This is a genomic window from Sphingobium sp. TomTYG72, from assembly GCF_055394715.1.
On sequence record NZ_AP027336.1, the window covers coordinates 2,272,160 to 2,289,967 of the forward strand.

The window sequence follows — 17,808 nt, forward strand, 5'->3', positions numbered from 1 at the left end:
GGCCGTGGCAGCAGTTGCAACGCTTGGCCGCCAGCCGCGTTTTGGACTCTGTGTGTTCCGTGCAACAGCCCGGACAAAAAGGTCATGACGTACTACCCATCGCGGCCCGACGGGTGTACAAGTTTTGAAAATAAGTCGGTGGGGAAGAGATTCGCGTCATGCGCATGAATAGGGGATATTTGGCATTGGCAAGCGCGGCAGTTGCCGTCGCTGGCTTTATGCTGTCTCCCGCTATTGGCGCCGCGACCGATCTTGCCCGACTACGCGCCAACGTGCCCGTGTCGCTTGGCGCTCTGGGCAGCATTTCCTCCTTCACGCCGACGACCAAGGACCCGCGCCTGGCTGCCGCCTATGCGCGGATCGCAGCATCAGCGGGCCGTCAGAATTTCCGCTTCACACCCACCAGCGGCTCGCTCAGCGGGCAGCGCTCGGTGACGGTGATGGTCCGCGCCGCCGATCTTAACGATCGCGTTACGGTCAGCCGCACGATCGACCCGGTCGGCATCGCCCCGGTCGCCTTCAGCCTGAACAGTGCGCATAACTGGCGCAAATTCGCCCTGCCCGAAGCTGTCGGCCGCAAGGAACTGGACCCGGTTTCGATCGAGCAGATCGCTGGCGCAAAGAATTTCTCGCTGGATCAGGGAACCAAGAACCGCTTCAGCACCAAGGTGATGATCGAAAGCCGCCGCGATCCGGGCACGGCCGTGCGCCCCAATGCGGACAAGGATTATTCGCTGGATCTCGCCAGCTCCTACTCGCTGACGCGCAACCTGAACGTCACCGCTGGCCTCCGCTACAACAACAGCGTGATCGGCCGCCTGACGCCGATGACCGATGACCGTCAGGATAACCAGGCCGTCTATCTGGGCACCGTCTTCAAGTTCTGATCTTGGTGAGCTGAGACACTCGGTTTCCCACCGCTGTTAAACGCTGCTCCTTCGTCGTCCCAGCGAATGCTGGGATCTCGTGAGGCTAGGCCGAGCGCCATCGGTCAAGATGCCAGCTTGCGCTGGCATGACGCGATAATTGTCGGCTAACGACGATATGTTGCCATGAAACTTAGCCAATCGTTCACCCAAAGCAGTCGTTGTCTCGCCGTCGGCTGACAAGTAGGCTGGCTCAATGACGTACGATCTGAGCCCAAGGTTGCGAACGGTCAGCGGCAAATTTTTCCGGTCTATTCTCGCAAATCGGGTAGATGACGTTCTTACGCCCCCCAGGCCCGAGAGCGCAGGACGCTACCATCGTCCGGGCCAAGCGGTACTCTACATGAGTCCGCAACTGGAATGGGCAATGATCGCGGTTTCGGGCTACATCCGAGAAGATGGTCGGCCCCGTGTCGTAGTTCCATTGATCGTAGGCGAGGCCCATGTGCTCGATCAGCACGATGAACATGCCTGTCGCCTCCTCGGCATTGATCGCGATTTATCGAATGCGCAGTGGCGACAGGCCTTGGAGGCGGGACAGGAGCCTCCATCGTGGCGTAACGCGGATAAAGCGCGTGCGGCGGGCGCAGATGGCATAATTGATCGTTCGCGCATGATCCCGGACGGATGGCATGTGAACCTATTTCGGTGGAATGAGCTTGGCGGCCCATCGGTGTCAGTGTCCGGAGAGCCAATTTCAATTCACCTATCGAGCAACGGGCCGAAATGGGGCTTGTAGTCGGCGATCGACCAAATCTGACCTTAAAATCCTCCCTGCGCGAAGCGTGGGGAGGGGGACCGCCGCGCAGCGGTGGTGGAGGGGAATGGCGCGAACTGCGCATTTTCCCCTCCCAGCCTGCGGCTGCTCTCCCTCCCCATCTAGCGATGAGGAGGACAAGCCATGACCGCTTCCCCCCGAGGAAGCCACTACCCCACCACCGATCCCCCCGTCAGACCATCAATCGCCGCCCACCCCGAAGCACCCAGTCCTTTCAATATCCGCCGATGCCCCGCGCAAACGCCTCCCAAGGCAACGACCGGCATCCCCGCCCTATGCGCCAACGCCGCGAATCCCACCCGTCCCAGCACCCTTCCCCCCGGATGCGACCGCGTGGCAAAGAGCGGCGACAGGAAGATAAGATCCGCCCCCGCCCGCTCGGCTACCCGCAACTCCCGCGCATTGTGAACGGCCAAGCTGCGCAACAAAGGCCGTGCAGCCCACCCGGCGCCTCGCCCATGCCAGCCATCAGCACCCCAGGCCGCCGCCTCCCGCGCCGGTCCCGCCAACAGCAGCTTCAAGCGCCGCCGCCGTGCGATCTCCGCCACCCGATCAAACAGCGCCCGCCGTTCACGCGGCCCCGTGCGATAGTGCCGGAACAGGATTCCCCCCCGCCCCTTCGGCAACCGGGCGGCACTTGCCAGCAGCACCTCGGACGAAACGCGCTCGTCCGTCACCAGCCAGACAGAGGGCATATTTTTAGCGTAGCGGGCTCTCATCGCCCTCGCCTATAGCAGCGCCCATGACGACCGACAGCATCGAAGCCGCGAACCGCCTGAACGCCGTGCGTGAAACCATGGGCCGCGCCGCTCGCCTCACTGGCCGCACCGCCGATGACATCACCCTCATCGCTGTTTCCAAGACGCAGGACGCCGCCGCCATCCAGCCGCTGATCACCGCCGGGCAACGCGTCTTTGGCGAGAACCGGGTTCAGGAAGCGCAGGCAAAATGGCCAACCCTCCGCGAACAAACGCCGGACATCGCCCTGCATCTCGTCGGCCAGCTACAATCCAACAAGGCCGCCGACGCCGTCGCCCTGTTTGACGCCATCCATTCGCTTGATCGCCCATCCTTGCTCACCGCTCTCGCCAAGGCCATGGACGCAGCGGGCAAGCGCGTCCCCTGTTTCATTCAGGTCAATATCGGCGCGGAAGAGCAGAAAGGCGGCTGCCCGATCGCGGAAACCCCGTCCCTGATCCGCGCCGCACGCGACGCCGATGTCCCGGTCGCAGGCCTGATGTGTGTCCCGCCCGCAGACGTAGAACCCGCGCCATATTTCGCGCTGCTGGCAAAGATCGCCCGCGATGAAGGTATCGATCAGCTTTCCATGGGCATGTCAGGCGATTTCGAAACCGCCATCATGCTGGGCGCGACCCACATTCGCGTGGGCACCGCCTTGTTCGGGGAAAGGCCCTCCCCCGCCCGCCCTGTTCCGGCGAGCGGGAGAGGCATGATCAGAAACTCCCGCGAAGCGTGATGCCGTAGGTGCGGGGTTCAGCCAGATAGGCCGAGATCAGCTGGTTCGCCATCGGCGCGCCAAGGGCGAACTGCCCAGTCGTTGAAGTCGCCGGGCTGCTCGATTGCAGCGGGCTGCTGAACGCCACTTGGGTATAGTCCTGGTTGAAGATATTCTGGCCCCAGAATTCCACCGCCCAGCGCTGCTGCGGCCCACGGATACCAACACGCGCGTTGAACACCGCATAACCGTCCTGCCGCTTTTCCGGAAACAGGTCCGACCCTGTGTTGAAGTCGCTGGTCATGCGCCCATCGACGTAGAATAGCGCCGACAGACCCGTAGAGCCGATCTCCGGCGTCCAGGACGCGCTGACGGTCGTCACTATTTCGGGCGCCTGGCTGTTGATCGATCCGGGCAACAGGAACAGCGCCGGATCAAGCGGCACTGATCCATCGCCGCTGCCGACCAGCCGGTTCGCAAACTTCGCCCGCGCATAGGTCAACCCACCCGCCAGACGCACATTGCGCACCGGCGATGCCGCCAGTTCCAGTTCGACGCCCTGGCTGATCAACCCCGGCCCCACATCGCCGCTGTCGCAGGCGCCCGCTGACAGCGATCCGTCGCAGCCATTGATAGTCTGGACCACAAAGCTGGTGCCGTTGAAGGTGTTCAGCTGGAAATTCTTGAACTCCTGCCGGAACGCCGCGATGTTCACGCTCCACTTGGGCTGCGTATATTTCAGGCCGACTTCGAACGCATCGACCTTCTCCGCAGCGAAGCGAAGGCTGGTCACATCCGCATTGCTACGTGGCGAAAAGACAGCAGGCACCGGGTTGAGTCCGGTCGATCCCAGCTGGAAGCGGTCAAGATTGTAACCGCCCGCCTTATAACCCTTCGAATAGCTGCCATAGATCAGCATCTCGTCCAAAGGCTTCCACGACAGCACCGCCGTCCCGGAAAACTCACCATCGCTGATCCGATCATTCAGGTTCAGCGCGTTGAGCCCGGTCGAACTGTTGCCAAGACAACCCAGCGTCAGAATGCCGCCCGCTAGATTTGCGCCGTTCGATCCGAGGGGAACGCCCGGTATCTGCCCCGTCGCCACCTCATAGAGATCGGGACCGGCCGAGCGCGCCTGCAATGCTGAACAAACAGCATTATTGTTCTCGAAATCCGCAGAGAATCGCTTGCTCTCATGCGTGTAGCGCAGGCCCAGAGTCAGATCGAGTTGCTTGGCGAGGTGAAAAATGTTGTGAGTGAAAAGAGCCCAATTCTCGCTTTTCTGATGATAACGTGAGCTGACGTCACCGACCTCGCCGATATTGTACAACGCATCCAGCGCTGGATTGAGAAGTGGAGCAAGCGCCCCGAACGAACCGGTCGCGGCAGCGCGGCCGGTCGGCGTCAGACAACGTTGTTGGGCTGGGTCAATGAACGGAGCAAGCGCGCTCGGGGTCGCGCCAGCTCCGAGAAGCAACCGGCATGTAGCGAATGCCCCGTAATCTTCGCCGAAGACGATATTGTCCTCTAACGTCAGCTTTTCATGCGCATAATAGCCGCCGACCAGCCAGTCGAGCACCTCGCCAAAGGCCGAACCCTGCGCGCGCAACTCCTGCGTGAAGGTGCGGAACTGCCGGTAGGTGTTGGGATCGCGGTACAGCAGGTCCGCCCCGCTATAATCATAATCGCCATAATCCTGGCTCTTATAATTTCGATAGGCGGTGATGCTGGTCAGCTTCGTGCCGCCCAGATCATAATTGACCTCACCCGACAGCCCCCAATCCTTGACCTTGCTGACATAGTCGCGCCCGGGCGTGATCGTCAGTTCGCGGTCGTAGGGATCGGCCGCGAACACGCTGCCCTGCCCCGCCAGGATCGCCGCGATGCGGTTGAACGGCGCGGTGCTGTATCCACCACCCGCTACCGGCTGCCGCTCTCGCGTCTCGATATAGGCCGCGCCGCAGCAGCTCTCGTCACGATTGGTATAGTCGCCGATCAAGCGGATCGACAGCGCATCATTGGGCTCGAACAGCGCCTGTCCGCGCACGAAATAGCGATCGCGATCGTTGGTTTCGCCCACCTTGTCGCCGCTTGCATCCACCAGGTCGTAAAAGCCGTCCCGCTTCGACCACACGCCATCCAGGCTTAGCGCCAGCTTGTCGCTGACCGGCCCGGTGATGCGCCCGGCAAGCCGCCAATAATCATAATTGCCGTATGTGACCTCGGCCTTGCCACCCAGTTTGAATTCGGGCGACTTGCTGATGACATTGATCATACCCGCCGAAGCGTTGCGCCCGAACAGCGTACCCTGCGGCCCGCGCAGCACTTCGACCCGCTCGATCTCGCCAAGCTCGTTAAGCCCCGCGCCGGTGCGGGAGCGATAGACACCGTCGATGAACAGCGCGACCGAGCTTTCAAGGCCCGGATTGTCGCCCACCGTGCCGATGCCGCGAACACGGGCGGACGCATTGGCTTCCGACCCGGTCGATGACACCAGCAGCGATGGCGCCAGCTGGTTGAGCGCGCGGATGTCGCTCGCGCCGCTATTCTGCATCGCCTGTGCGGAAACGGCCGATACCGCGATGGGCACGTCGGACAAGGGGCTGGGGCGGCGCGTCGCGGTGACGATGATGATGCCTTCATCCTCTACCGCAGTGCCCTGTGGAGGAACATCCTGCGCCTGCGCATGAGACATCGATCCGGCCAGCGCGATCATGCCAGCGGACAACAGCCAGAGATTCTTCTTGTTCATGAGACCCTTTCCTCTCCTGCGGCGCATGATTTTCCCATGTCGACTTCAGGAGTGCGATTATGCGGACACAGCAAGCCGAAGGCAAGGCAAGCCAGCCTTTCCAACCTTTTGCGCCCGGCGTTTGACCTTATTACAGGCCACTGTGGTTTAGCAGCAACAGCTTAACACCGCGTTTCCGTAGCGTGACTAGCCAAGCGGAAAGCGCAGCATTTTGTCCGCGACCGGCACCATCGCCATGGCGCCCGGACCCACCGCGCGGCGGATTTCACCATGGCTCGCATCCAGTCCCCCGGTCAGCGCGCCCAGCGCTGGCAGGATCAACTTGGACGATGATCCCACGAAGCAGCGCCGCGATACCCTCCGGCCGCGCACCGACAGCCGCAATTTGGGGTGGAAATGCCCTGAAATCTCAGGTCGCGGATCGACCGGATCAGCTTCATGCCGAAGCCAGACGCCATCGACCTCGGCCTCCACCAGGCGCCGCCCGCCCGGTGTCCCATCCATGCCCGCATCATGATTCCCGGTGATCCACAACCAATCGAGCCGGGCCGTCAGCGCCTCCAGCCTCTCGCGCACCCTGGACGGCAACCGCGCCGCGCCATCGGCATCGTGAAAGCTGTCCCCTAACGACCAGACGGCTCGTGCCCCCGTCCGCGCCACCAGCGCCTCGATCACGTCCAGCGTTGCCTGGCTGTCATGCGGCGGCAGGAACTGGCCGAACCGGCTGAACCAGCTCGCTTTCTCGAAATGCAGGTCCGCGACCAGCAACGCCGATCGCGCGGGCCAGAACAGCGCCGCTTCAGGCAAAGCCAGAAACTCGTGACCCGCGAACGAAAAGGGAACCATGGCCCGCCTATGCGCGCTCGCGCCTGCCCTTTCAAGAGGACTGCGAAGTCGCTATGGCGCCCGCCATGGCTCCGCCCTTCACCATCGCCGCGCTCTACCGCTTCGCCAGCTTCGCCGATCCGCAAGCACTGGCGGCACAGCTGCGCGACCTCTGCGCGGGGCTTGGCACATGCGGCACGCTGATCCTCGCACGTGAAGGTATCAACGGCACGGTCGCGGGCAGCGAGCACGCGATCGACGCCCTCCTCTCCCATCTCCGCACCCTCCCGGGCTGCGCCGATCTGGACGTCAAATTCGCGACGGCGGACGAACCGCCCTTCGCCCGCATGAAGGTGAAGGTGAAGGCGGAGATCGTGACCTTGGGCGCAGGCGATCTCGACCCCGCCTCGCAAGCCGGGCGCTATCTTGACCCCGCCGAATGGAACGCTTTGATCGCTGACCCCGACACGATCGTCATCGACACCCGCAACGCCTATGAGGTCGCCGTCGGCAGCTTCGACCGCGCGATTGATCCCGGCACCCGATCCTTCCGCGAATTCCCCGCCTGGTTCGACCGCTTCGCTGAGCAGCTGCGCGAAGAAGGCCGCGAACCCCGCATCGCCATGTTCTGCACCGGCGGCATCCGCTGCGAAAAATCGACCGCACTGGTCCGCTCGCGGGGCTTTGACGATGTCTATCACCTGCGCGGCGGCATCCTGCGTTATCTGGAAGAAATGCCGGAAGAACAAAGCCGCTGGCAGGGCGACTGCTACGTCTTTGACGAGCGGGTATCGGTCGGCCACGGCCTCACCCCCGGCAATCATGTCATCTGCCGCGACTGTGGCCTCGCTCACCAACCTGATGCCGCGCATATATGCCCGACGGGTGACCCGGCGCCCTAAACAACATAGCGATGCAGCCCCGCTCCATGCTCCCTTAACCAGGCGCGGGCAGGCTTGGGGTCCTCCCCCAATATCCGGGCATGGGCCGCGTGGAATGCCGGACTGTGATCCATGTGCAGCAAATGAGCGAGCTCATGCGCCACCGTCGCCCGCCGCACATGCGGAGGACACAGGATGAGGCGCCAGCTGTAACGGATCGCCCCGCTCGACGCACAACTCGCCCAGCGACTGCGCGGATCGCCAATGCCAACCGACGCCACGATCAAGTCATGATCGCCCGCCATCGCATGGCTCTCCTCTTCCAGCACCGCCTTCGCCCGCGCCTTCAGCCAGCGGAGCACACGCGGCCCGACCGACTCGCGCACGCCCCCCAGCATCAGCCGATCACCCTCGATCCGCACGGTACGCGAAGCCTCCGCCATCCAGCAGATCCGCACCTCCCGCCCTTCCAGCGGAAAGCATGTCCCATCCTCCAACCGCACCGTTGCAGGCAGCGCCGCCATCTGCGACCGGACCCAGCCCTCATGCCCCTGCGCCCATCCCAGCGCCCGGTTGAGATTGGCCCGCATCGGCAGTGACAGCCGCAATTCCCCGCGCGCATGATCCAGCGACAGGCGGTAGGCCTTCGCCCGCGCTGAACGGCGGATTCTAACCGGAACGGCAATGCCATCGACAGTGATGCTGCTGTCAGAGTTCCCGGTCGACAAGATGATTTTCCCAGTCGCCCGCATCCGCCTCAGCGATCGTCCAGCCGCGCACGGACTCCTTGGCGCGGTGCACCGCCTCCCGGTCGCCGCTGATCAGATAGTGCCAGGACGGCAACGGCTTGCCCTCACCCCGCAGCCGATAGGCACAAGTGCGCGGAAGCCAGCTGATCGTCTTCACCTTTTGCGGGGTCAGCCGAACGCAATCAGGCACGAACCGCCGCCGTTCTCTATAATTGCTGCACTGCCCGCTATGCCGGTCGAGCAAACGGCACGCGACGTTGGTCGGATAGACGCGGCCCGTATCCTCATCCTCCGCCTTGTGCAGGCAGCATTTGCCGCAGCCATCGCACAGGGCTTCCCACTCCGCGCGGTCCAGCTTGTCGAGGGGCTTTTCCCAGAAGTTCAAACCGTCACTTGACCCATTTTTCCAGGAAGGCGCGCACATCGTCCGCCGTCCCTTCCTGCTTGTCCGCCGTCCCCGGATCATCCACCGGCACCAGCGCCACGGGCTGACCATCGGGACCGAAAAGATAGGGCGTGCGGCTATGGCTTACCAGATAGTCGCCGGCGCCTTCCGCCTTTTCCTTGTTGGCGATAACGACGAAATCCTTCGTCACCTTCGCGATCTCCTCCGGCGTGCCGGTGAGGCCGATCAGCTTGGGGTGAAAGGCCGCGACATAGGTCTTCAGAACGGCAGGCGTGTCACGCTCCGGATCGACGCTGATGAAGATCGGCTGCACTTTCGCCGCCCGCTCTGCATCCGCCTTCTCGAACTGCGAAAAGCCCTGCGTGATATGCTGCAGGTCCAGCGGGCAGACGTCGGGGCAATAGCTGTAGCCGAAATAGACCAGCCGGTACTTGCCCTTGAAATCGTCCCACCGCACCTTCTTCCCATCCTGGTCGGTCAGGGTAAAAGGCGCGCCGATGCGTGCCCCGGCCAGATCGCCTCGCGTGCTCTCCGCCTCGCTTGATGCATTGCCGCCCGCACCCATATTACAGGCGGCCAGCAGGGCGGTGAGCGGCAGGATGAGGGATCGGATCGCTTTGTTCATGGCGCCGCCAGCCATGCCCTGCTATGGGCGCTATTGCAAATGCCAACGGGGCTTAATGACGATGATGAAGGCTTTTCCGGCTTGGATCGGCGCGGCGCGCGCAGCAGCTCTGGCGCTGACATTGCTCTCGCCAGTCGCGGCCCAGGCGCAATTTTCGGACAGCTATAATTTCCTGAAGGCAGTCAAGGACGCCGACGGGCAAAAGGTCACCGACCTCATCCAGAAGCCGGGATCGACCGTCATCAACAGCCGCGATGTCACCAGCGGCGAAACCGCGCTGCACCTCGTCATCGCCCGTCGTGACAACACCTGGCTGTCCTTCCTGCTCGCCAAGGGTGCCAATCCCAACCTTGCCGACAATCGTGGCAATACCCCGCTCATGAACGCGGTGCAGGCCCGGTTCGAGGACGGAGTCCGCACCCTGCTCGCGGGCGGTGCGCAAATCGACAAGACGAATGGCAGCGGCGAAACCCCGCTGATCCGCGCCGTCCAGCTGCGCGATATAGGACTCGTCCGCCTGCTCGTCGCGCAGGGCGCGAATGCGGACAAGCGTGACACGATCGCAGGCATGTCCGCGCGCGACTATGCGGAACGGGACGCGCGCACCTCCGGAATTGTCGAAGTGTTGGCGGCATCAAAGCCAAAAGCCGCGCCTTCGGGGCCGGTGCAGGGTCCGACTTTTTAAGAGCATATCTCTCCCAGCCCCATTCAATTGAGCCGGTTTTAGAGAATCGTGCCCTGTAACAGGCTTACCTAACCCCGTTCGCCCTGAGCCTGTCGAGCCGAAGGCCGACGAAGCCAACGGCTCTACTTCTTTTTAGGCAGAGGAGGGCTTCGACATCTGAACGAGGCAAGTGACTCGTTCGGACAGCCCGAACGGGGTGGGGTGCTTCAGATAAAGGCACGATGCTCCAAGCCCCCTCGCCCAACACACCTTGTCTCACGCCCTCCACCTTCCCATCTCCTCTCCATCATCCTGAGCCCGGAGAGGCGACCATGGAGCGCAAGAACGACATCGAGAAAGCCTGGGAACAGGCCCTCGGCAATATCTTCCAGCCCTATACGCATGCGCCGCATGAAACGAAGAAGGCGCTGGAGTCATTCCATAGCGGCCTCACCAACAGCAGCTATGACATACGCCGCCACATGGCGCGGACAGCAGCGCGGCAGGGATCGACGGCGCTCCACCGCTTCCTGGCCGATGAATATTGGGGCACGCACCCACGCTGACGCCTATGATGGACGACCCTGCGTCACCATCCCAGTTCGGCGGCATGATCGGGATCGGCCAGTGCGGTCAGCCGCCGCGCCGCCCTCCTTGCAAAGCGCAGAGTCTCCGCTTTCCGCCGCGCCGCCGCCAGCGGTTCCACCGGCGCAGGCCGCAGCAATTCAGCATCATATTGATCCGCAACGATCAGGCCGGTGCGCGCTGGCCATAAAGCCTCGCTATCAAACAGCGACAGGTCAAAACCGGAAGGCACCGCCCAGAAAAAGCGATCGCAATAGTCGAGATAATCCGGCCATTTCATGTCGCCCAGCAGGTCGGCACGGCTGCACTTGATCTCGACGATGCTGATCCGCCCCGCGCTGTCCAGCGCCATGATGTCCGCGCGGCGCCCATTGGGCAGCGGCACTTCCAATATCCCGCTCATGTCGTGGCGGAAGAACAGCCGCAGCGTGCCACGCGCCACGGCCAGCGCCGTGCCATCGGTCAGGGGAGAGCAATCCCGATCAGGAGCGGGCATGGAAGAAACCGGACTCATGCCCATATCTTAGAACAAGAAGGGAACAAAAGAAAAGGCCGATTCAGTTTCCTGAACCGGCCCGCTGTCCTTGTGATGTGCGACCCGAGGATCAGCGATAGAAAATATGATTGTCGATCGAGGCCAGCTGGCGCTTGCCCCAGCCTGGGGAAACACGGCGGGCATGGAAAAACAGGGCGCCTTCGGCCTTGCTGTTCCAGCTGTCCTGCATCGCGATCTGCGCGATTGCGACAGCATCACGCCAGCTTTCGCTGGCCATCGGGATGGTCGGCATGCCACGGCCACGGACGAAGCTGAACTGGCCCGGCTGATAGACGACGCCACACATGCTGTTGGCGAAACGGCCCGACTTCACGCGGTTGATGATGACACGGGCAACGGCCAACTGGCCTTCCAGGCTCTCGCCCTTCGATTCGAAATAGACAGCGCCGGCGAGGCACTTCATGTCGCTATCCAGCTCCTCGGCTTCGCCATGCGCATCGACCAGTGCGGCCAAATTGTCGGCGCGCACATCGGCGCTATCGGAAAGATTGGCCAGCGGCTGGGCGACTTCGCGCGGCGCGGCGAAAATAACAGCGGGCTTGGAAGCCGCCGGAGCTGTATTCAGCTCTTCATTCCCCGGAAGGGATACGACCGACGGAGCGACTTCGCTAGCGCTCGACATATCGGCCGCTGTAACCGCAACGGTGGCGGTCAGGGCAAATGCCGCGGCAGTCGCGGCCTTCAAACGAAAACTCATTACAACTCAGAAACATGCGGTTCTTGGCCAGGGACGTCGGGAAAAACCCCATCACATAATCGACGTCAGGCCGCCCCCCGTCTGCGTGTTTACCTCCCCCGCCCCCCACGGGCGAATTTGGCAACCTGCGCGTTAAGCGTTGGGTGGGGCCAGTGCCTTTGCACCCGTTCAGAGTCAATGATTAACAGATCGTTTCAGCGGCGAACCGTTCCGCATCCACGATATCGAGTTCCACGACCCATAGATCGGGGTCCGATCTCCGACGCCTCGCAATATATTGATTGAGGGAATCACTTCCCTCATCCGGCGTGGGTCCGCAACGCTCCAACCTGTATCCACCGGCAAAGTCGGAAACCCGTTCGAACAGGCCCATTCCCTGCCCCTTTTCGGCGGTTTCGATCAGGATCGCGCCGCTAATCTCATCGCCCTTGACCAGCACCGTGGCAAAGCCTCCCGCCCCGGCCGCGCGCCTTACCAGCACGCCGACCAGCATCGCGCTGGTCAGCCGGTCAGCCTGCATAGCCCGGCAGCGAAGACAGCGGAAATTGCGACCGCATGAAGGTGCCCGTTCCCCGGCCCACCTCTTCGCCGTCCATATCGATCAGGCTCGCTTCGGCAACGAACACCCGCCGCTTGCCGCTGATCCACCGCCCTTCGGCCCGGATGCGGCCCGGCCCGATCGGGCGGGTGAACAGCAGGTTGAATGCGGTCGTCAGCAGGAATCGGTCGCTGACCAGGCTGTTCGCCGCATAAAAGGCGGCATCGTCCATCATCTTGAAATAGACGGTGCCATGAACCGCGCCCGCCGCGTGAAACTGTTCTTCATCGACATCGAACTCGATGATCGACCGGCCCGCCTCGGGAATCGTCAGCTCCGACCGGAACATCCGGTTGATCGGCGCGGAACGGTAGAGATTTTCCAGCGCACGGAAATGCGCCGCCTCGCCGCTCGGCGCGCCGTCCACCTCAGGCGGCGTCACGCGCTTCGCCACCGGCTAGCAGCGCGTGCAACGCCTCGGCCGACTTCGCCCCGCGCAGCCGCGCAACATGCCCCTCATCGCGCAGGTAGCGCGACACGCGGGCCAGCGTCTTCAGATGTTCCGCGCCGCTGTCGACCGGTGAAAGCAGGGCGAAAACGACGTCGACCGGCGCCTCATCGACCGCGTCAAAGCCAATTGGCGGATCGAGCAGCACGACGACGCCTCTCATCCGGTCCAGGCCAGGAATCTTGGCATGCGGGATGGCGACTCCGCCGCCAAAGCCGGTCGATCCCAGTCGTTCGCGCTCGAACAGCGCTTCCGATACGGCGTTCGCGTCTAGACCATAGGCGGACGCCGCCAGTTGTGCGATTTTCTGGAACAGCGGCTTCTTGCCGTTTGTCGAGACGTCCGTTGCAAGTGCATGCGGCGCGACGATGTCGTTGAAATGAACCATGACCAACCTGGAACAGCCGGAAGCGCGCTGCCCCTTAAAAACCGCGCTTGTCCGGGGATATAAAGCCCGGCCCCATAGGCTGCCTGCCGCTCTGGGTCAATGGCAGCCCGGGGCCGGACCCCTGTGTCAGGCACCTGTCAGGCGCGCGCTTCCAACCGCGGTTCCACCCATCCGATCGTTCCATCATGACGGCGATAGACCATGTTATAGGCGGATGTTCCGGCATTCAGGAACAGCAGCGCGTTGGTATTGCGCAGATCCAGCATCATCACCGCGTCAGATACGCTGGCTTCAGGAATATCGACCCGCGTTTCCGCCACGATCAGCGGCGCGTCGGCCGGTTCCTCCTCCTCCGGCGACGAAGCAAAGATGGTATAGCCCGCGCCGTCCAGCCCATTCAGCTCATATCCATTGGCCCGCTGAGCCTCTGCCGCCGCGGCTTGGGGGTGACGGTCCTTCAGACGGCGCATATACCGCCGCAGCTGCCGTTCGATCTTTTCCGCAGCCTGGTCGAACGCCGGATGCGCTTCCTGCGCTTCACCGGACCCTTTCAGGATCAGGCCGGTCATCACATGGCAGACGATATCGCAATGGAAGGCGCCGTGCGGCGCGGGCCGGAACGTGACATGAGCGGAAATCGTGCGCGAAAAATATTTCTCGGCCATGGCCTCCAGCCGGGTCGCAACATGCTCCTTAAGAGCGTCGCCCGTATCGACCTGATGCCCGGAAACACGAATATCCATATGCCTTCTCCTTGTTCTTGCCGGGCTGCAGGAGGCAGTCCGGGTGGGCGAAGCGTGAAGGGCAGTATGTCAGCCAGCCTTCAAGCCTCCTCCAGCCAGAGCGGCTTTTCCAGCGTCGCGACAAACGCTGCATGCCTCTCCAGCTCCATCGCGCTGGCCGCAAAGACCCGCGCGGGACGAACAGGGCGAACCGCGATACCGCTCGCAAGTTCCACCCGAATGGCGTCTTTACCCTCCTCTTGTGCAAGACCGAGGCCGATCTGACGGCCGCCGGTCAGTTCGATATACAGCTGCGCCAGCAATTCGGCGTCCAGCAAAGCGCCATGCTTTATGCGATGACTGCGATCGATGCCGTACCGGGTGCACAGCGCGTCCAGGCTATGCTTGGCGCCCGGATGCATCTGCCGCGCGATCGCGACCGTATCGATCATCCGGTGCATGCCGACTTCGGGCAGGCCGCACAGCTTCAGCTCATGGTTGAGGAAGCCGAAGTCGAACCGCGCATTGTGCGCGACCAGATGGCTGTCCTCCAGAAAATCCAGCAGCTCCTCCACCCCATGGGCGAAAAGCGGCTTGTCCTTCAGGAATATGTCCGACAGCCCATGAATCGCCTCGGCGGCGGCGGGCATCGCCCGCTGGGGATTATAATAAGCATGGAAGGTGCGGCCGGAAGGCACCCGGTTCACGAGTTCGATGCAACCGATTTCCACGAGCCGGTCGCCCGATACAGGGTCAAATCCGGTCGTTTCGGTGTCGAAAATAATCTCGCGCATGGACCTCTTCACACCGACTCTGCCGGGTTTTTCCTTATCGGCCTGTCTTTGATCCAAGGCAAGCCGCCAAGCGCCTCACCTGTGCCCGTGTGGCGGCAAATGTGGTGCCTGTATGGACGATATAGTCAGCCCGCCGCCGTTTTTCAGCATCGGGAGTCTGCAAGTGCAGGATTCTGCGAAATTTCGCCACCGTCATGCCCTTGCGCGCCAACACACGCTTGCGCTGCTTCCAGGCAGGCGCCGTCACGACGATGACTCCTGCCAAAGTCCGCTCCATATGGCTTTCGAACAGCAGCGGAATATCCAGCACGACAAAGGCGCGCGAGCGGTGGCGGCGCAGGAAAGCCATCCGCTCTTCCTTGACCGCCGGATGGACGATCGCTTCCAACGCCTTCAATTCTTGCGGATGTCCGAACACCGCCGCGCCCAGCTTCCCGCGATCCACACCCTCCGGCCCCGTCGTTCCGGGAAAACGCGCCTCGATGGCGGGCAACAGCCTTCCGCCAGGTCCCTGCAAACGATGCACCTCGGCGTCCGCATCGAACAGTGGCACCCCTTCCCGCCGCAGCATGGCGGCGACGGTCGACTTCCCCATGCCGATCGATCCGGTCAGCCCATAGATCTTCATGGCCTTCAGGCTGCCAGCAGCAGCGCGCGCAATTCATCGTCCCGGTCGCGTGGCGCCTGCGCATCGAAGAAAATATCGAACGCCAGCGCGGCCTGCCCGATCAGCATCTCCAGCCCATCCAACGCTTTCAAACCTTGCGCCCGCGCCGCCTTGAGCAGCTCGGTCTCCAGTGGCGCATAGACGATGTCATAAACCGTCGCATCGCGGGCCAGCGGCGACAGATCAAGATCAAGCACCGGTTGCCCCACCATGCCGAGCGAACTGGTGTTGACCAGCAGATCGGCCGCCGGAAGCGGATCGCCCATGCCGATCACCCGTCCCTTGACCTTCGCCCGGTCCAGCAACGCCTGCCCCTTGGCCGCATCACGCACCATGACGCTGATGTCCTCCACCCCCAGACTCGTCAGCGCAAACAGGATCGCCCGCGCCGCACCGCCCGCGCCGACCAGCACGGCGCTTGTCCCCGTCCACTTGTCGCGCAGCAGCGGCTGAAGGAATCCGCCCGCATCAGTATTGGTGCCGATCAACGGCCCGCCGGTCTCGCTGGCGATCGTGTTCATCGCCCCGATCCGCTCCCGAACGCCGCCCGGATCGTCGGTATAATCCATCACCGCGATCTTGTGCGGGATGGTGACATTGCACCCCAGCCAGTCCGGATCAGCCCGCCGCTCCAGGAAATAAGCGGACAGCCCCTCCGCCGTCACATGGGTCTTGCGATATTCCGCCTCAATCCCCAGGCAATCGAGCCAGAAATTATGGATGAGCGGCGATTTGCTGTGCGCGATCGGATCGCCGATCACTTCTGCATAGGGGAGATTGTCGGTCATGCTGGCAGAACGCCCCGCACACGCAGAAAGTCAAGCAGCGGCAGCAAGGGAAGCCCCTGAATCGCAAACTGGCTACCCTCAACCTTGCTGAACAGTTGGACGCCAGGCCCTTCGATCCGGTAATTGCCGACACACCAGCGGCAATGCTCCCATTCCTCGTCTAAATACTTAGCTATGAAACTATCTGACAACGTCCTTACCGTCATCCGCACCCGCTCGACGTGCCGCCAGATCGGTTCGCCATTCAATGCGATCACCGCCGCGCTATGCAAATGATGCACCCGCCCCGACAAGGACCGCAAGATTTGCTCCGCATCAGCGCGATCCACCGCCTTGTCGATCATGCTGCCATCATCCAGGCTCAACGTCTGGTCGCAGCCTAATATCAACCCGCCCGGCACCCGGCGCGACACCCGCAACGCCTTCAATTCCGCCAACGCATCAGCCAGAGCGCGCGCATCCAGTCCATCACCGCGCAGCGCTTCCTTCGCCGCCTCTTCATCGACACCGGGCGACATGGCCTCGAACGGCACACCCGCCGCCTGCAACAACGCCCGACGGCTCGCGCTTTGCGACGCCAGCACGATCATAGGTCACTCCCCTCCGCCAATACGCGGTCGTTGAACAGGTTGATGATCGCCGCCGCCGCTTCCTCGATCGATCGCCGCGTCATGTCGATGACCGGCCAGCCATTGTCCGCGAACATCCGCCGGGCAAAAGCCAATTCCTCCTGCACCTTATCCAGATCGACATAGCTGGTTTCCGGCGCCTGATTCAGCGACAGCAGCCGATTACGGCGTATCTGCACCAACCGCTCGGGACTGACCGTCAGCCCCACAACCATCGGATGCTTCAACCCATAAAGGCTACGCGGTGGCGGCGACTGCACCACCAGCGGAATGTTGGCCGTTTTGTACCCGCGATTGGCCAGATAGATGGAGGTCGGCGTCTTGGACGCGCGCGACACGCCCGCCAGCACGATGTCAGCCTCCTCCCAATTTTCATGCCCCACGCCATCATCATGGGCGATGGTGAACTGAATCGCCTCGATCCGCGCGAAATAGGCTTCGTCTAGGATATGCTTACGCCCCGGACGATTGCGCGTCTCTTGCCCCAATATGTTGGACAGTGCGTCCGTCACGCTGTCCAGCGCCGCAACATGCGGCAGGCCCAGCGCCCGGCAGCGCGTCTCCAGCCGCCGCCGCAACTGATGATTGGACAATGTGAACAGCACCAGCCCCGGATTGGCCGAAATCTCCTCCATGATCCGGTCGAGATGGACATCCGACCGCACCATCGGCCAGAAATGGCGCACCGCTTCCACATTCTCAAATGCGCCGATCGCCGCCTTGGCGATATTTTCCAGCGTCTCGCCGGTGGAGTCAGACAGCAAATGCAGATGGATACGCGACATGACGCATATCTCTGTGGGGAGCCTGTGGATAAAGCAAGGGATAGGTTGCGGGCAAAACTACCCCTTTTGGATAGTACCCATTGGCCGGA

23 protein-coding genes are annotated in these 17,808 nt (G+C 62.6%); 6 read left to right on the forward strand and 17 right to left on the reverse strand.

Translation table 11 applies throughout. The features are described 5' to 3' along the window. Positions 1 to 158 precede the first annotated feature (158 nt). Positions 159 to 887, forward strand: coding sequence for a hypothetical protein (locus ACZ5U1_RS11300; RefSeq protein WP_464778483.1), 729 nt, complete (start codon positions 159 to 161; stop codon positions 885 to 887). Between the two features lie 382 nt (positions 888 to 1,269). After that, positions 1,270 to 1,665: an RES domain-containing protein gene (locus tag ACZ5U1_RS11305; protein WP_464778484.1), complete on the forward strand. Its 396-nt coding sequence runs from the start codon at positions 1,270 to 1,272 to the stop codon at positions 1,663 to 1,665. A gap of 188 nt (positions 1,666 to 1,853) precedes the next feature. Here ACZ5U1_RS11305 and ACZ5U1_RS11310 read toward each other — a convergent pair whose 3' ends face one another. Continuing rightward, a complete protein-coding gene (locus ACZ5U1_RS11310) occupies positions 1,854 to 2,423 on the reverse strand; it encodes a thiamine phosphate synthase (RefSeq protein WP_464778485.1) in 570 nt (189 codons plus the stop codon). Positions 2,424 to 2,446: 23 nt separating this feature from the next. Between ACZ5U1_RS11310 and ACZ5U1_RS11315 the strand changes: the two genes are divergently transcribed. Then, complete coding sequence (locus ACZ5U1_RS11315; RefSeq protein WP_464778486.1) at positions 2,447 to 3,181, forward strand: YggS family pyridoxal phosphate-dependent enzyme; 735 nt, start codon at positions 2,447 to 2,449, stop codon at positions 3,179 to 3,181. On the opposite strand, the gene ACZ5U1_RS11320 is transcribed toward ACZ5U1_RS11315, so the two are convergent. Both ACZ5U1_RS11320 and pdeM read right to left on the reverse strand, forming a co-directional pair. After that, the gene (locus tag ACZ5U1_RS11320) at positions 3,159 to 5,912 is read right to left on the reverse strand and encodes a TonB-dependent receptor (protein WP_464778487.1); all 2,754 of its coding nucleotides are present in this window, start codon (positions 5,910 to 5,912) and stop codon (positions 3,159 to 3,161) included. The genes ACZ5U1_RS11315 and ACZ5U1_RS11320 overlap by 23 nt on opposite strands. Positions 5,913 to 6,098: 186 nt before the next feature. Continuing rightward, the gene (pdeM, locus tag ACZ5U1_RS11325) at positions 6,099 to 6,758 is read right to left on the reverse strand and encodes a ligase-associated DNA damage response endonuclease PdeM (protein ID WP_464778488.1); all 660 of its coding nucleotides are present in this window, start codon (positions 6,756 to 6,758) and stop codon (positions 6,099 to 6,101) included. A 65-nt stretch (positions 6,759 to 6,823) separates the two neighbouring features. On the opposite strand from pdeM, the gene trhO reads away from it, so the two are divergent. Further along, positions 6,824 to 7,639 (forward strand): oxygen-dependent tRNA uridine(34) hydroxylase TrhO, encoded by an 816-nt coding sequence (trhO, locus tag ACZ5U1_RS11330; protein ID WP_464778489.1) that lies wholly within the window; start codon positions 6,824 to 6,826, stop codon positions 7,637 to 7,639. On the opposite strand, the gene ACZ5U1_RS11335 is transcribed toward trhO, so the two are convergent. Genes ACZ5U1_RS11335 through ACZ5U1_RS11345 form a run of 3 tightly spaced genes read right to left on the reverse strand, consistent with a single transcriptional unit; the run spans position 7,636 to position 9,413 of the window. Continuing rightward, positions 7,636 to 8,370 carry a M48 family metallopeptidase gene (locus ACZ5U1_RS11335; RefSeq protein WP_464778490.1) on the reverse strand — a complete coding sequence of 245 codons (735 nt, stop codon included), beginning with the start codon at positions 8,368 to 8,370 and terminating at the stop codon, positions 7,636 to 7,638. The two genes, trhO and ACZ5U1_RS11335, sit on opposite strands and share 4 nt — an antisense overlap. Then, entirely contained in the window at positions 8,327 to 8,752 is a 426-nt protein-coding gene (locus ACZ5U1_RS11340; protein ID WP_464778491.1) for a YcgN family cysteine cluster protein, read from the reverse strand. Before ACZ5U1_RS11340 ends, ACZ5U1_RS11335 begins: the two co-directional genes overlap by 44 nt. 4 nt (positions 8,753 to 8,756) lie before the next feature. Continuing rightward, positions 8,757 to 9,413, reverse strand: coding sequence for an SCO family protein (locus ACZ5U1_RS11345; RefSeq protein ID WP_464778492.1), 657 nt, complete (start codon positions 9,411 to 9,413; stop codon positions 8,757 to 8,759). Positions 9,414 to 9,459: 46 nt separating this feature from the next. Between ACZ5U1_RS11345 and ACZ5U1_RS11350 the strand changes: the two genes are divergently transcribed. Beyond that, entirely contained in the window at positions 9,460 to 10,083 is a 624-nt protein-coding gene (locus ACZ5U1_RS11350) for an ankyrin repeat domain-containing protein (RefSeq protein ID WP_464778493.1), read from the forward strand. Positions 10,084 to 10,394: 311 nt separating this feature from the next. Continuing rightward, positions 10,395 to 10,628: a hypothetical protein gene (locus tag ACZ5U1_RS11355; protein ID WP_464778494.1), complete on the forward strand. Its 234-nt coding sequence runs from the start codon at positions 10,395 to 10,397 to the stop codon at positions 10,626 to 10,628. 23 nt (positions 10,629 to 10,651) lie between these two features. Here ACZ5U1_RS11355 and ACZ5U1_RS11360 read toward each other — a convergent pair whose 3' ends face one another. From ACZ5U1_RS11360 to ACZ5U1_RS11410, 11 genes are all read right to left on the reverse strand, one after another. Further along, a complete protein-coding gene (locus tag ACZ5U1_RS11360; RefSeq protein WP_449474528.1) occupies positions 10,652 to 11,161 on the reverse strand; it encodes an MmcB family DNA repair protein in 510 nt (169 codons plus the stop codon). 91 nt (positions 11,162 to 11,252) lie between these two features. After that, positions 11,253 to 11,900: a cell wall hydrolase gene (locus ACZ5U1_RS11365; RefSeq protein WP_464778495.1), complete on the reverse strand. Its 648-nt coding sequence runs from the start codon at positions 11,898 to 11,900 to the stop codon at positions 11,253 to 11,255. A gap of 181 nt (positions 11,901 to 12,081) precedes the next feature. Then, entirely contained in the window at positions 12,082 to 12,420 is a 339-nt protein-coding gene (locus ACZ5U1_RS11370) for a DUF1491 family protein (RefSeq protein ID WP_464778496.1), read from the reverse strand. Then, a complete protein-coding gene (locus tag ACZ5U1_RS11375; RefSeq protein WP_464778497.1) occupies positions 12,410 to 12,892 on the reverse strand; it encodes a PaaI family thioesterase in 483 nt (160 codons plus the stop codon). Before ACZ5U1_RS11375 ends, ACZ5U1_RS11370 begins: the two co-directional genes overlap by 11 nt. Continuing rightward, positions 12,867 to 13,334: a PTS sugar transporter subunit IIA gene (locus ACZ5U1_RS11380; RefSeq protein ID WP_464778498.1), complete on the reverse strand. Its 468-nt coding sequence runs from the start codon at positions 13,332 to 13,334 to the stop codon at positions 12,867 to 12,869. The genes ACZ5U1_RS11375 and ACZ5U1_RS11380 overlap by 26 nt, the downstream gene beginning before the upstream one ends. Positions 13,335 to 13,471: 137 nt before the next feature. Then, complete coding sequence (hpf, locus tag ACZ5U1_RS11385) at positions 13,472 to 14,077, reverse strand: ribosome hibernation-promoting factor, HPF/YfiA family (RefSeq protein ID WP_464778499.1); 606 nt, start codon at positions 14,075 to 14,077, stop codon at positions 13,472 to 13,474. 80 nt (positions 14,078 to 14,157) lie between these two features. Then, complete coding sequence (gene dnaQ / locus ACZ5U1_RS11390) at positions 14,158 to 14,850, reverse strand: DNA polymerase III subunit epsilon (RefSeq protein ID WP_464778500.1); 693 nt, start codon at positions 14,848 to 14,850, stop codon at positions 14,158 to 14,160. A 34-nt stretch (positions 14,851 to 14,884) separates the two neighbouring features. Next, positions 14,885 to 15,478: a dephospho-CoA kinase gene (coaE, locus tag ACZ5U1_RS11395; RefSeq protein ID WP_464778501.1), complete on the reverse strand. Its 594-nt coding sequence runs from the start codon at positions 15,476 to 15,478 to the stop codon at positions 14,885 to 14,887. Positions 15,479 to 15,483: 5 nt separating this feature from the next. Next, positions 15,484 to 16,305 (reverse strand): shikimate dehydrogenase, encoded by an 822-nt coding sequence (gene aroE, locus ACZ5U1_RS11400; RefSeq protein WP_464778502.1) that lies wholly within the window; start codon positions 16,303 to 16,305, stop codon positions 15,484 to 15,486. Beyond that, positions 16,302 to 16,895: a Maf family protein gene (locus ACZ5U1_RS11405; RefSeq protein WP_449474537.1), complete on the reverse strand. Its 594-nt coding sequence runs from the start codon at positions 16,893 to 16,895 to the stop codon at positions 16,302 to 16,304. Before ACZ5U1_RS11405 ends, aroE begins: the two co-directional genes overlap by 4 nt. Then, positions 16,892 to 17,719: a pyruvate, water dikinase regulatory protein gene (locus ACZ5U1_RS11410; protein WP_196224922.1), complete on the reverse strand. Its 828-nt coding sequence runs from the start codon at positions 17,717 to 17,719 to the stop codon at positions 16,892 to 16,894. Before ACZ5U1_RS11410 ends, ACZ5U1_RS11405 begins: the two co-directional genes overlap by 4 nt. Positions 17,720 to 17,808: the final 89 nt, after the last annotated feature.